This is a genomic window from Clostridium sp. MCC345 (genome assembly GCF_018785345.1).
Classification (GTDB): Bacteria; Bacillota; Clostridia; order Lachnospirales; family Anaerotignaceae; genus Anaerotignum_A; species Anaerotignum_A faecicola.
Map to the genome: position 1 here is coordinate 112,821 of NZ_WQPP01000009.1, position 12,828 is coordinate 125,648.

A 12,828-nucleotide genomic window follows, 5' to 3' on the forward strand; every position below is an offset into this window, starting at 1 on the left:
TTTGCCTCCTTTTATTGTGATTTCTTCTTTTCTTCCACCTATTCAGACGCAAAAAAATGCAAAAAGTTTCCTCTTATTTTATGGATATCGGAGATTGACTGGGAAAATATGTCTAAACGGTTCATGCTTTCGTCACAAAAAATTTACAAAAAAATTTTGTTAGCACTCTTTACAAGCGAGTGCTAACAGTATATAATAGGTCTTGTGATAAGGAGATACCCGAATGGAGCTATCCCCCATCACCTGAATTTGTAAAAAACATTTGAAAGGTGGAATGGTTATGAACTTACAGAAATTTACACAAAAATCTTTGGAGGCCATTCAAAACGCCCAGTCGAATGCAGTTGAATATGGGAATCCGCAGTTGGATCAGCAGCATTTGCTGTTGGCTTTGCTCCAGCAGGAGGATGGCTTGATTCCGGGACTGCTGCAGAAGATGAATATCAATGTCAACGGCTTGACGCAGGCAGTGGAGAATGAGGTAAAACGGCTGCCTCGTGTCAGCGGCGGCGAAACAAGAGTTGCGGTTGATCTGGAAAAAGCACTGACCGCGGCAGAAAAGCTGGCAGAAAATATGACGGACGAATATGTTTCCGTAGAGCATATCTTTATGGCAATGGTCAATGCACCCAATGCCGCTTTGAAGGAGCTGTTCCGTCAGTACAACGTGGACAGAGACGGCTTTATGAAAATTCTGGCAACCGTCCGTGGCAACACCAGAGTAACCAGTGATTCTCCCGAAGCAACCTATGATGCTTTGAAGAAATACGGCACAGACCTGGTGGAAAAGGCAAGAAGCAAAAAGCTTGATCCTGTGATTGGGCGTGACGATGAAATCAGAAACGTCATCCGTATTCTGTCCAGAAAGACGAAAAACAACCCTGTTCTGATTGGTGAACCCGGTGTCGGCAAAACCGCCATTGCAGAAGGTTTGGCACAGCGTATCGTGAAAGAGGATGTACCCAACAGCCTGAAGGATAAAACCATCTTCTCTCTGGATATGGGTTCTCTGATTGCAGGCGCAAAATTCCGTGGTGAATTTGAGGAGAGACTGAAAGCCGTTCTGAATGAGGTTAGAAAGAGCGAAGGTAAGATTATCCTCTTTATTGATGAGCTGCATACGATTGTCGGTGCAGGCAAAACGGACGGCGCAATGGATGCAGGCAACCTGTTGAAGCCTATGCTGGCAAGAGGTGAGCTGCATTGTATCGGTGCAACTACACTGAATGAATACAGACAGTATGTGGAAAAAGACCCTGCTCTGGAACGTCGGTTCCAGCCGGTTATGGTCAATGAGCCTACGGTTGAGGATACCATCGCAATCCTGCGTGGTCTGAAGGAAAGATATGAGGTTTATCATGGCGTAAAAATTCAGGATCAGGCAATCATTGCGGCGGCAACCCTGTCCAACAGATACATTTCGGATAGATTCCTGCCTGATAAAGCGATTGACCTGGTGGATGAAGCGTGCGCGATGATTCGTACCGAAATGGACTCCATGCCTACTGAGCTGGATATCATCCAGAGAAAGATTATCCAGCATGAAATCGAAGAAGCGGCACTGAAAAAAGAGGACGATAAGCTGTCTAAGGAGCATTTGCAGGAAATCCAGAAGGAACTGGCTGAAATGCGTGAAAACTTCTCTGCTTTGCAGGCAAAATGGCAGAATGAAAAGGATGCCATCGGCGTTGTGCAGAAGCTGAGAGAGGAAATTGAAGATGTCAATGCCGAAATCGAAGCGGCAGAAAGAAAATATGACCTGAATAAGGCGGCAGAGCTGAAATACGGCAAGTTGCCTCAGCTCCAGAAGGAATTGCAGGAGAAGGAACACCTTGCAGAGGAAAACAGCGGCAGAAATACCCTGCTGCGTGACAAAGTAACAGAAGAAGAAATTGCCCGTATCATTGAGCGTTGGACAGGGATTCCTGTTGCAAAGCTGATGGAGGGCGAAAGAGATAAGCTGCTGCATCTGGAGGATATTCTGCACGAAAGAGTTGTCGGGCAGGAGGAAGCCGTTACAAAGGTTTCCGAAGCAATTCTGAGAAGTCGTGCCGGCATCCAGAGTGCAAACAGACCCATCGGTTCGTTCCTGTTCCTCGGTCCTACCGGTGTTGGTAAGACAGAGCTGGCAAAAACACTGGCAGAATGCCTGTTTGACGATGAAAAGAACATGGTTCGTATCGATATGACCGAATACATGGAAAAATTCAGCGTGTCTCGTCTGATTGGTGCGCCTCCCGGGTATGTCGGCTATGAGGAAGGCGGTCAGCTGACCGAGGCTGTTCGTCGGAAACCTTATTCCGTTATCCTGTTCGATGAGGTGGAAAAAGCCCATCCCGATGTATTCAATATCCTGCTGCAGGTATTGGATGACGGCAGAATCACAGATTCGCAGGGCAGAACGGTAGACTTCAAGAATACCGTTATCATCCTGACCTCCAACCTTGGTTCCTCCTACCTGTTGGATGGCATTGATGCCAACGGCGAGATTACAGCGGACGCAAGAGCGGCAGTAGAAGCATTACTGAAGCAGTCCTTCCGTCCCGAATTTTTGAACCGTCTGGATGAGATTGTATTCTATAAACCGCTGACAAAGGATAACATCACTCATATCATTGATCTGATTATGAAGGATTTGAACACCCGTCTGGCAGATAAGCAGTTGAAATGCGAGCTGACAGAGCGTGCAAAGAACTACATCATTGAAACGGGCTATGACCCTGCCTTTGGTGCAAGACCGCTGAAGCGTCTGGTACAGCGTCATGTGGAAACCCTGCTGGCAAGAAAGATTATTGCCGACGAGGTAGAGCCCGGCACAACGCTGACCGTGGATGTGGATGAAAATGGGAACTACGTTGTTCTGTAAAAGAAAATAAGAATAGAAACCATGATTGTTTCGTGAAGAGGGTGCCCTCCGTGTCACAATAGAGTGATGCGGGGGGCATTTTCGGTTCTAAGTATATGCAATTATTTTACAGATTGTATAACATAACGAACAGAAAAAAGATAGTCGATTGTATAGCGAATCCAAAATTGCACCGATACATTCTGTATAATTATACCCATACAATTCTGGAATGTTATGCCTGAGGGATTGGATACCGTATCTTTCCATGATAGAATTGTAAGCAATTCAGAGAGATTTCACAAAAGAAAAGGTGAAAGGGTTAAGAAAGAGAGGAAGTAAAATGAACAGCAGTACCTATTCAGTCAAAGACATTACAAAAACAGCAATGATGGCAGCGATTACCTTCATCGGGATTTATACCGTAAAGATTCCTTCTTTGCATGGCTATTCCCACATGGGGGACTGTATGATTTTCCTGAGCGTTCTGATTCTGGGTACCAGAAAGGGCGCGTTGGCAGGGGGCATCGGCGCAGCGCTGTCCGACCTTCTGGGCGGCTACATGCACTGGGTTATCCCGACATTTATCATTAAGTATATCATGGCAACGGTCATGGGTTTGTTTATTGATAAAATCATGCCAAACAGAAAAGGAAACTGGCTGATCGGCTCCATCGTGGGCGGTATCGTACAGATTATCCTGTATACCGTGTTTAAGGTTTTCCTGTTCGATTGGGCGTATGCCATCGGCGGTGTACCGGGGCTGACTTCGCAAACAATTACAGGCGTTGTTCTGGCAACAGTTCTGGTGGTATTGTTCAATAAAGCAGGCATTATGCAGAAATTAAGGGAGATGTAAAAAATGGATGTAAAGGAATTTAAAAAAATAGACGCACATGCACATATTGGTGAATTCGGCGGCTGGGCAAAGCTTTCCATTAACGCGGAGCAGCTGATTGCGCAGATGGATGAATTCAATATTGAAAAAACACTGCTTTGCTCTGAACCGAATGAAATCTGTCTGGATGCAGTAGAGAAATACCCCGACCGCTTTGTGGGGATGGTATATCCTAACCCCTATGACGGGCAGAAGGCGATAGATATGATTTATGATTATGTGCAGAATAAGGGCTTCAAGGGCATTAAGGCGAATCCTCTGAAGCATGCCTATGTTGCAGATGCAGAGCTGATGGACCCCATCATGGAGGCGGCAAAGGATTTGAATATTCCTGTTTTCATGCACTGCGGACACCCCCCTTATTCTCTGCCCTGGAGCATTGCGCTTCTGGCAGAACGCCATCCCGATGTGAAGCTTGTCATGATTCACATGGGGCATGGACATGGGGTATATATTGATGCTACCCTGAAAATGGCAAAGCGTTATCCCAATTTGTATCTGGAAATGAGCGGCATGCCGATGCCCTCCAAAATCAGAGAGGCGTATGAGGAGGTTGGTGCTGACCGCATTATGTTCGGTACGGATGCACCCTATCATCCTGCGGCAGTCGAAGCCATGAAGGTTATGACAAGCGGATTGACAGAGGAACAGATAAAGGATGTTTTTTATAATAACTGCGCAAAGCTGATGGGCTTTGATAAAAAATAATTTTCCAAGAACCAAGAAAAAGGCGGCAAGCCGAGGTTTCCTCGGTCAGCCGCTTTTTTCGTTAATCGTCTGTTTTCGGTGCAGTTTTGGCGAAATGCCGCAGGGCAGTCATGGTGCGGATTTCACTGCCGTTTTCGGTGAGTATCTGCTGTATATCCTGCGGCAGGCTTTTGTAAAAATGCTTTGCACGCTCGTTGTTTAACAGCAAATCTGCCAGATCTCTGTATTCTCGTCCGAACATGATATCCTCTCCTTTCGATAGACTTAGGATGGACAGAAAAACAAAATTCCATACAAAAGCGGACTTGAGTGCGGACAGGGAAATATGTTAAAATAAAAGAAAAAATAACAGAAAAAAAGGTGACTTTATGCTGAAAAAATATAAAACCATACTGACGCAGGCGGAGGCGGAGATTGTGGAGAAGAAATCACGCTTTATCGCAACGGTGCGCCCTGTGAAAACTGAGGAGGAAGCAAAGGCGTTCATTGAGGAAATGAAAAAGAAATACTGGAATGCGACGCATAATGTGTTTGCATATCAGATTGGGGAGAGAAACGAATTACAGCGTTTCAGCGACGACGGCGAACCGCAGGGGACAGCGGGGATGCCTGTATTAAGCGTGCTGAAGGGTGAGGATATCAAGGATACGGCGATTGTGGTGACACGTTATTTTGGCGGCACACTTCTGGGAACAGGCGGTCTGGTGCGTGCGTATGGTCATTCTGCGAAGGAGGGACTGCTTGCGGCAGGGATTGCGGAGCTGGTTTTGTATCGGAAATATTCCGTTCTGGCAGCATATCCCGATTCGGGAAAGGTGCAGTATGAAATTCTGCAGGATGGGCATGAGCTGTTTGATACGATTTATACGGAGCAGGTGGAATTTATCGTTCTGGTGGAAACAGATGCGGCAGATAGCTTTGAAAAGAAAATGACGGAAATCTTCTGCGGCGCACAGCCGTTTACGCTTCTGGAGGAGATTTACGGCGTTTGGCAGGAGGGGGAGCTTTCTTTGCAGTCTAATGATTAAAATTCTTTAATAATCAGCCAAATAACGATAATGTTTAAAAAAAAGAACAATTTATACTGGAAAAATGTGCAAAAAACCAGTATAATTGTACTGTATTATGGTGCAAATTGTGAGTAACAGAGATTAAAATAAAATCCTGTGCGAACAGCTTTTTACATTTTAAAAAGGGGTAATAAAGATGAAAAAGAGCTTAAGCAGGGGGAGGGAATGTGTATTATTGTGTGCAATACAGCTTTTGCTGTGTGCAGCTGTGTATAGATTCAACATTCCCAATCCCAATATTATATTATTTGTGTTTTTATCGGCGGTTCTGGTGCAGTGTGGCTATCTTGTGGGGACGCTGTGCGGCATCCTGACCTTGCTTTATTCTATGTTCTTTTTTTCCATAGACCATAGTTGGATTTATTTTGAACCAATCAACAGAGATAAGCTAATCGTTGTTCTGTTAGGCTTGATTGCCAATATCTGTGTCATCGGACATTTACAGCAGAGAAATAAAAATGCGATACAGGAGATTTCCAAGCTGGAGGCAGAAGGGAAGATTGCGGCAGCACGCGCGCAGATTCTGCACAATATGTCGCATGATATTCGCACGCCCATCAATGGGATTCTGGGAATGGCACACATCATCGAAAGCAACCCTGCGGATACTGCAAAGGTACTGGAAAATGTAGAAAAGATAGAGAAATCTGCATCGGCATTGCTTTCCCTTGCGAATAATGTGCTGGATATGAATGAGATGCAGTCCGGTAATATACAGATGGAGAAGATTCCGTTTCGGCTTGTGGCACTTTGCAGAGAAACGATGGAAAACAGCAGAAATCTTTTTCCGGACAACGGTCTGGAGTTCTCCTTTCAGGTGCAGGCGGCATGTGAGCAGGAGCTGATTGGCAGCCCCTATCATATCAAGAAAATCCTTTTCAATCTTTACACCAATGCCATTCGCTATACGCAGGCAGGCGGCTTGGTTGCGACCCAAATTACGCTTCTGCGCGAAACAGAGACGCAGGTGGTTTTTCAAATCAGAATCAGTGATACCGGCGAGGGAATGTCGCAGGAATTCATTGATACGCAGCTATTTGAGCCTTTTACGCAGGAAAAGGAAAGTGCGCGCACAAAATATCAGGGCAGCGGCTTGGGTATGGCAATCGTAAAGGGCTTGGTTGACCGCATGGGCGGAACCATCACGGCGGAAAGCCAACTGCATAAGGGTTCCACTTTTACGCTGGAGCTGCCGTTTGAAAAGCCGAAGGTGGCAGCGCAGCAGAAGAAATTAGCAAGTCTTTCTGGTGTGAATATCCTTTTGGCAGATGATAATACGCTGAATCTTGAAATTGCGGAATATATACTGACGGAGGCAGGTGCGGTTGTCACCAAGGCAGAAAACGGAAAAGCCGCATTGGAGCTTTTCAAGAATGCGCCCGAAAACAGCTTTGATATCATTCTGATGGATGTAATGATGCCGGAGATGGATGGGCTGACTGCGACCAGACGCATCCGCAGTCTGAATCGGCCGGATGCCGAACAAATTCCGATTTTTGCGGTAACAGCAGGTATTTTTCCGGGCGATATCGAAAAAATCAAGGCGGCAGGCATGACGGCATATTTGCCGAAGCCGCTAGTGTGGGAAGAATTGATTGCTGTTTTGGAACGCTATTGCGAAAAGGCAGATTGCCCCTTGCAGTGCGTATAAAATAAAAAAATAAGAAGTATGTTTGGGTGTGTCCCGACTAGAAAACAGGAGGAAAATGAAATAGCGAAAGCACTGCGGATACAGTGAGGTTTCCCACAGGCATCCTTTGGCTTAGGCTGTCAGGGGAAGCTGATGCAGTAGCCGTAGCTTTCAGCATTTCAGAATACACGGTTTCTTATCGGGACACACCATTTTTTATCCCTGCCATTTATGAAACTGTTTTTCCAGAAGGGAAATGGCGCGATACATTAGGGCGGAGAGGATTGCCAGAATGACAACCGAAAGAAGCACTACGCGCATGGCGAAGGTCTGCGAGGAATAGACAATCAAAAAGCCCAGACCATCCTGTGCGACAAGAAATTCCCCGACAATGACCCCGACAAAGGAAAGCCCGACATTGATTTTCAGCGCATTGAGGATGCAGGGAATATTCGCAGGGAAAACGACCTTTGTGAGCACCTGTCGTTTTGTGCCGCCGAAAATGCGAATCAGCTTAATCTGGTCCTCATCCACCTGCAAGAAGCCATTCAGTACGGAAAGAATCGTCACTACAATCGAGGTGAGCAGGGCAACGATGATGATAGAGGATTGATTATTCCCGAACCAGACGATGATGATGGGAGCAAGTGCTGTTTTCGGCAGAGAATTGAGAACCACGAGATATGGCTCTGCTACATCGGAAATGAAGCGATTCCACCAGAGCAGCACCGCCGTCAGCGTGCCGAGAATTGTCCCCAGAAGAAAGCCGATTACCGTTTCTCGGAGCGTTGTGCCGATATGCAGGAAAAGAGAGCCGTCCCGAATCATTTTAACGGCTGTTGCGAATAATTCTGTCGGCTGGCTAAAAAGGAAGGGGTCAATCCAACCGCAGTCTGCGGCAATTTCCCAAAGAAGGAAAAACAGAATAAGCAAAAGCACCTGCAAAAGCCAGACAGCGGCTTTTCTTTTTTGTGTGCGGCGCAGATACGCCGTCTGCTCCTTGGAAATGTGTTCTTTTTCATGAAACATGAACATCCAACTCCTTCCAGATGGCATTGAAATAATCCTTGAATTCAGGGGCTTCTCTCGCCTGCATGGGGGTATGGTTTTTGGTGGAGAACTGAATGGGGAAGATTTTTTTCAGGCTTGCAGGACGCTTGGAGAGCACCACCACGCGGTCGGAAAGGCTGATGGCTTCGGAAATATCATGCGTGACGAGGATGGCGGTTTTTCCTTCCTCGCGGATAATCGTACCGATTTCATCCGAAACGGAAAGCCTTGTCTGATAATCCAGTGCGGAAAACGGCTCATCCAGAAGGAGAATATCGGGACGAACAGCAAGTGTGCGGATGAGTGCCGCGCGTTGGCGCATACCGCCTGAAAGCTGGTTGGGCAGGCTGTTTTTGAAATCGCCGAGACCATATTGCGTAAGCAGGGTATCAACATAGGCGATGTTTTCGGGGGTCAGCTTTTTCTGGATTTCCAAGCCGAGCAGGGCATTGGAACGGATGCTCCGCCATTGCAGGAGATAATCCTTCTGGAGCATGTAGCCAATCGTGCCGCCGATGTAAATGCTCCCTTCGGAAGGGGCAAGCTGCCCTGCCAGCATGGAAAGAATTGTGGATTTGCCGCAGCCCGAAGGTCCGACAATGGATATAAATTCGCCCGCTTGGACGGAAAGGCTCAGATGAGACACAGCAGAGGTTTCTCCGCCGATGCTGTGGTAGCGGAGGCTGACATCCTCCAGAGAAACAATGGGGTTCATGGAAAGGACCTCCTTTGCAGAGTTTGATACTTTCAATATATTGCAAAGGGGACAAATGGTGCATTTCTCAGAAAAAAGAAGGGGTAGCCGCAGAGAGAAAAATATGGTAGTATTTCCGAAAGAACAATGTGAAAGGAGAAATAAATATGGATTGGAAAACAACAGCTCTGGTTGTGATTGATATGGAGAATGCATTTATCAGCAAGGAATCTCCTCTGTGTATTCAGGAGGCGGCAAAAAGCGTGCCTGCCTGCGGCAGGGTGATTCGCAAGGCGAGAGAAAGAGGGATTCAGGTATTCTTTGTGAACCGCATTTATCGCAGAAACGGCAGTGATGTGGAATTTACACGCTATGACAGCTGGCTTGGCGGCAATCGTTACCTTGCACCCAACAGCACGGGTGCGTTATCTATCGAGGTGCCTGCGGAATTTACACCGCAGAAGGGGGATTATACAATTATAAAGCCTCGTTTTTCCGCTTTTTTCCAGACAGAGCTGGATTTAATTCTGCGCCGTCTGGGCGTGAAAACTGTGATTCTGACAGGAACAACCACCCCGAACTGCATCCGTACCTCTTGCTATGACGGGCTTTCTCTGGATTATAATATTCTCATCATTGAGGATTGCTGTTCCTCCAATACGGCGGAGATTCAGCGCGTGAATATGGAGGATATGGCAAGGGTTGGCGCAGTGATTACGGATTCCGATACCTTCTGCACAGATGTCTTTGCAGTAGCGGATTTTGCAGGAGAAATTCAGAGAAGGGTACAGCAGGACGAAACGGCACCCGAATAAGAAAGATAAAAAAAGCCTTCGACTACAAAAAACGTAGGGAGGGCTTTTTGTATGCAAAAAATCAGGATTCCTTCTCGGCTTGTTCCGGAAGGGAGGATTGCCGCAGCTGCGCATTTTCCATGCGGAGAGCAGAAAGCTCCTGCTCCATTTTTTCAAGCTGTGTCTTCCAACGGGCATTGACAGCGGCAATTTCATCACTTCTTTGCTCCAGAAGAACGGAAAATTCCTCTATCTGCTTTTTATGGGATGCCTGTAACGCGGTGTATGCCTTGGAATAGTCATCTTCCTCCGCCTGCTTTGCCGCCTTTGGTGCTTCGGGCAGGGGAGAGGGGGCAAACACCGCAGGCAGAAAGCCATGCTGTCCGTTGCCATAGCACTCCGCCGCGTTCAGTGCTGCATCATTTGTGCCGAGCAGCTCGCCTTTTATGCAGTAGGCAGGGAATTTTTCCATATAGCGCTCCACCGCGCCGAAGGAGGCACCGCCGTTTTCGGAAATACAGCGAAATGGCTGTCCGTTTGCTGTCCACATGAGAATCAGTCTGCCGTTTTCCTGATAGGCAAGGCAGTTTTCGCAGTTCGTATCCTCCCAGAGGATGCGCGGCGTGCTGATAGCGGCGGTATGCTTATATTGATAGACCACCTGCGTGCGGAACATATTGCGGACAATATAGAGAATATGGATTCTTTCGGTATCGTTGATGATGGAGAGGTCGGTGCAAGGGGTGGGGGTCTGAATCAGCGGCGTGACACTGCCGATGGTATAGGGGGTCAAGAGCATTTCTCTTGCGCTGAGGACGTTTCTGCCGGTGCGGTAATACAAGATGATATGCGCATCACTCAGCCGTCTGGCGAGGAAGGGTGTTTGCTTCAACGACAGGAAGCGGTCAATCTGATAGGGCTTTTCCCATTGCCCATTGCGAAAGACGCTGTAAACAAGGGAATCCACGCCGGTTGCTTCTGTCGGCAGGTGGTAAATAATATGGAAGGCCTCCTTGCTTGGCAGAAGGAAAAACCTTGTGCGGTCGGTGGGGGAGGTGCCGTTTCGCAGGGGGCGATGCTCCCAGTTGGCAAAATCGGCAGAGGATGCCAGATAAAGCTGCCCTTCGCCGCCGGAATAGAGCAGATAGGTGATAGCTTCATATTGGCAGACGGAAAAAACAGGAGAGGCTTTCTCCGCGATTTTCTGCGGCACTGTCCAGCCGTCATGGGAAAAGCTGCGACAGAAAATATTGCCGTGTTCATAATAAAAAAGATAGAAATAGCCATTCTTCGTTTTCAGATATTTTACATACGGATTCTGCATGGAAACGCTCCCTATAGGTTTTTCATAACAGTTTATGCAGGGAAAGGGAAATGTATCATAAAGAAAACGGGGAAAGAATTGCTTTTTTGTGGAAACTATGGTATGTTTGAGATAGGAAAGGCAGAAAGGGGGATTTTTATGAGCATGTTAGATACATTTCGGATGTCCGGTACACTTTATGTATGTGCAATCATTCTGGTGATGCTTCTGATTTATGCTGCAATCTGCTATCTGGAATGGCGGCTTGCCCAAAAAGAGGAATGGTGGAAGGGAATGATTCTGCCGATCGTTTTTCTGCTGCTTGGCAGAGGCGGTCGATTTCTAGGGATTATTTTATTGGTGATTTATGGGCTTCAGCGGAATAAGCTGCAAAAGGAACAGAATAAAATAGAAGATAAAATAGAAGAATGAGAAAAAGGGTATCGACTGTGTCGATACCCTTTTTTAAACAAGTCGAAATCCTGATTTCGACTTAGGTTAATTTTTTGCCTTGGATTCGCAGTAAATGCAGCGATATTCGCCCTTTTCCCTGTCTGTCAGCTTGAAGATATGGGGAATCTCCTGCTCCACAGAGGTGATGCAGCGAGGGTTTTTGCACTGGATGATATTCGTCAGCCGTTCGGGCAGCTGCGGATGTACCTTTTTCACACAAACGCCGTCCTTTACGATATTGATGGTTACGTTGGGGTCAATATAGCCCAGCGCATCCAAATCCAGTTCCAGCTCGGTATCAATTTTAATGATATCCTTTTTGCCCATTTTCTGGCTGGGCGCATTTTTAATCAGCGCAATGGTTGCATCAACGTGGTCTAAATCCAGAAACTGATACAGCTTCATACATTTGCCTGCGGTGATATGGTCAATGACCACACCGTTATTCACTGCGGTTACCTTCATCATGTTACGCCACCTCCAGTAATTTCAGAATCAAAGCCATGCGAATATATTTGCCGTTCAGCACCTGCTTGAAATAGCAGGCTCTGGGGTCATCATCCACTGCAACGGAGATTTCATTGACACGGGGCAGGGGGTGCATGATGCAGAGATCCTTTTTTGCGGTTTCCAGCTTATCCGGATTCAGAATATAGCTGTCCTTCAGACGGACATAGTCCGCTTCGTTGAAGAAGCGTTCCTGCTGTACCCTTGTCATATAGAGAATATCCAGAGAGGGCATTGCATCCTCAAGGCTTGTGGTTTCCTCATAGGGGATGCCCTCATGGTCTAATTCCTGAATGATGTATTCCGGAACCTTCAGCTCCTCAGGAGAAATCAGGATGAATTTTACACCTTTATAACGGCGCATGGCATGAATCAGAGAATGTACGGTTCTGCCGAATTTCAGGTCACCACACATCCCGATGGTCAGGTTTTCAAAGGAGCCCTTTTCCCGCTGAATCGTCAAGAGGTCAGCCAGAGTCTGGGTGGGGTGGTTATGTCCGCCGTCCCCGGCATTGATGATAGGCACCGGAGAGCGCATGGATGCAATCATAGGTGCGCCTTCTTTGGGGTGGCGCATGGCGATGATATCGGCATAGCAGCCAACCACACGCACCGTATCGGAAACGCTTTCGCCCTTGGAGGCGGAGCTGTTGCTTGCACCGGAGAAGCCAATCACACTGCCGCCAAGCTCTAGCATAGCCGCTTCAAAGCTCAAACGTGTACGGGTGGAAGGCTCAAAAAAGAGCGTCGCCAGTTTTTTGCGGTGGCACTTTTCTGCATATTTATCGGGACTTGCAATGATATCATTGGCGGTGGCAATCAAATCATCGATTTCTTCTACCGTTAGGTCTATAATATCAATGAGGCTTCTCATGC

The 12,828-nt window shown here is 47.1% G+C and carries 13 protein-coding genes; 7 read left to right on the forward strand and 6 right to left on the reverse strand.

Going from position 1 to position 12,828, the window contains the following annotated elements; translation table 11 throughout:
• Positions 1–280: 280 nt before the first annotated feature.
• The 3 genes from clpB (at position 281) to GPK49_RS02440 (ending at position 4,451) form a co-directional block, all read left to right on the forward strand.
• Positions 281–2,866: an ATP-dependent chaperone ClpB gene (gene clpB, locus GPK49_RS02430; protein WP_215676622.1), complete on the forward strand. Its 2,586-nt coding sequence runs from the start codon at positions 281–283 to the stop codon at positions 2,864–2,866.
• Between the two features lie 322 nt (positions 2,867–3,188).
• Complete coding sequence (locus tag GPK49_RS02435; protein ID WP_124984531.1) at positions 3,189–3,704, forward strand: ECF transporter S component; 516 nt, start codon at positions 3,189–3,191, stop codon at positions 3,702–3,704.
• A gap of 3 nt (positions 3,705–3,707) precedes the next feature.
• Positions 3,708–4,451: an amidohydrolase family protein gene (locus tag GPK49_RS02440; RefSeq protein WP_215676623.1), complete on the forward strand. Its 744-nt coding sequence runs from the start codon at positions 3,708–3,710 to the stop codon at positions 4,449–4,451.
• Between the two features lie 61 nt (positions 4,452–4,512).
• Here GPK49_RS02440 and GPK49_RS02445 read toward each other — a convergent pair whose 3' ends face one another.
• Positions 4,513–4,692, reverse strand: coding sequence for a hypothetical protein (locus tag GPK49_RS02445; protein WP_118578804.1), 180 nt, complete (start codon positions 4,690–4,692; stop codon positions 4,513–4,515).
• Positions 4,693–4,819: 127 nt separating this feature from the next.
• On the opposite strand from GPK49_RS02445, the gene GPK49_RS02450 reads away from it, so the two are divergent.
• Positions 4,820–5,479, forward strand: a complete 660-nt coding sequence (locus GPK49_RS02450; RefSeq protein ID WP_215676624.1) for a YigZ family protein — start codon at positions 4,820–4,822, stop codon at positions 5,477–5,479.
• A gap of 178 nt (positions 5,480–5,657) precedes the next feature.
• A complete protein-coding gene (locus GPK49_RS02455) occupies positions 5,658–7,172 on the forward strand; it encodes an ATP-binding protein (RefSeq protein WP_215676625.1) in 1,515 nt (504 codons plus the stop codon).
• A 195-nt stretch (positions 7,173–7,367) separates the two neighbouring features.
• On the opposite strand, the gene GPK49_RS02460 is transcribed toward GPK49_RS02455, so the two are convergent.
• Positions 7,368–8,180, reverse strand: coding sequence for an ABC transporter permease (locus tag GPK49_RS02460; protein WP_016408511.1), 813 nt, complete (start codon positions 8,178–8,180; stop codon positions 7,368–7,370).
• Entirely contained in the window at positions 8,170–8,916 is a 747-nt protein-coding gene (locus GPK49_RS02465) for an ABC transporter ATP-binding protein (RefSeq protein WP_016408510.1), read from the reverse strand. Before GPK49_RS02465 ends, GPK49_RS02460 begins: the two co-directional genes overlap by 11 nt.
• A 146-nt stretch (positions 8,917–9,062) precedes the next feature.
• Here GPK49_RS02465 and GPK49_RS02470 point away from each other — a divergent pair, with 146 nt between their 5' ends.
• Positions 9,063–9,710, forward strand: a complete 648-nt coding sequence (locus GPK49_RS02470) for a cysteine hydrolase (RefSeq protein ID WP_215676627.1) — start codon at positions 9,063–9,065, stop codon at positions 9,708–9,710.
• A 61-nt stretch (positions 9,711–9,771) separates the two neighbouring features.
• Here the strand turns inward: GPK49_RS02470 and GPK49_RS02475 are convergent, their stop codons facing one another.
• Complete coding sequence (locus GPK49_RS02475) at positions 9,772–11,013, reverse strand: hypothetical protein (RefSeq protein WP_215676628.1); 1,242 nt, start codon at positions 11,011–11,013, stop codon at positions 9,772–9,774.
• A gap of 138 nt (positions 11,014–11,151) precedes the next feature.
• Here GPK49_RS02475 and GPK49_RS02480 point away from each other — a divergent pair, with 138 nt between their 5' ends.
• Complete coding sequence (locus GPK49_RS02480) at positions 11,152–11,424, forward strand: hypothetical protein (protein ID WP_016408507.1); 273 nt, start codon at positions 11,152–11,154, stop codon at positions 11,422–11,424.
• Between the two features lie 66 nt (positions 11,425–11,490).
• Here GPK49_RS02480 and GPK49_RS02485 read toward each other — a convergent pair whose 3' ends face one another.
• Entirely contained in the window at positions 11,491–11,913 is a 423-nt protein-coding gene (locus GPK49_RS02485; protein WP_016408506.1) for an aspartate carbamoyltransferase regulatory subunit, read from the reverse strand.
• A 1-nt stretch (position 11,914) separates the two neighbouring features.
• The gene (gene pyrB, locus GPK49_RS02490) at positions 11,915–12,826 is read right to left on the reverse strand and encodes an aspartate carbamoyltransferase (RefSeq protein WP_016408505.1); all 912 of its coding nucleotides are present in this window, start codon (positions 12,824–12,826) and stop codon (positions 11,915–11,917) included.
• Positions 12,827–12,828 lie beyond the last annotated feature (2 nt).

Excerpts from the sequence above, each read along its gene's own strand:
- GPK49_RS02465 (WP_016408510.1), bottom strand. The coding sequence starts at position 8,916 with ATGAACCCCATTGTTTCTCTGGAGGATGTCAGCCTCCGCTACCACAGC.
- clpB (WP_215676622.1), top strand. The coding sequence starts at position 281 with ATGAACTTACAGAAATTTACACAAAAATCTTTGGAGGCCATTCAAAAC.
- GPK49_RS02485 (WP_016408506.1), bottom strand. The coding sequence starts at position 11,913 with ATGATGAAGGTAACCGCAGTGAATAACGGTGTGGTCATTGACCATATC.
- pyrB (WP_016408505.1), bottom strand. The coding sequence starts at position 12,826 with ATGAGAAGCCTCATTGATATTATAGACCTAACGGTAGAAGAAATCGAT.
- GPK49_RS02440 (WP_215676623.1), top strand. The coding sequence starts at position 3,708 with ATGGATGTAAAGGAATTTAAAAAAATAGACGCACATGCACATATTGGT.
- GPK49_RS02480 (WP_016408507.1), top strand. The coding sequence starts at position 11,152 with ATGAGCATGTTAGATACATTTCGGATGTCCGGTACACTTTATGTATGT.
- GPK49_RS02455 (WP_215676625.1), top strand. The coding sequence starts at position 5,658 with ATGAAAAAGAGCTTAAGCAGGGGGAGGGAATGTGTATTATTGTGTGCA.
- GPK49_RS02445 (WP_118578804.1), bottom strand. The coding sequence starts at position 4,692 with ATGTTCGGACGAGAATACAGAGATCTGGCAGATTTGCTGTTAAACAAC.
- GPK49_RS02470 (WP_215676627.1), top strand. The coding sequence starts at position 9,063 with ATGGATTGGAAAACAACAGCTCTGGTTGTGATTGATATGGAGAATGCA.
- GPK49_RS02450 (WP_215676624.1), top strand. The coding sequence starts at position 4,820 with ATGCTGAAAAAATATAAAACCATACTGACGCAGGCGGAGGCGGAGATT.
- GPK49_RS02475 (WP_215676628.1), bottom strand. The coding sequence starts at position 11,013 with ATGCAGAATCCGTATGTAAAATATCTGAAAACGAAGAATGGCTATTTC.
- GPK49_RS02435 (WP_124984531.1), top strand. The coding sequence starts at position 3,189 with ATGAACAGCAGTACCTATTCAGTCAAAGACATTACAAAAACAGCAATG.
- GPK49_RS02460 (WP_016408511.1), bottom strand. The coding sequence starts at position 8,180 with ATGTTTCATGAAAAAGAACACATTTCCAAGGAGCAGACGGCGTATCTG.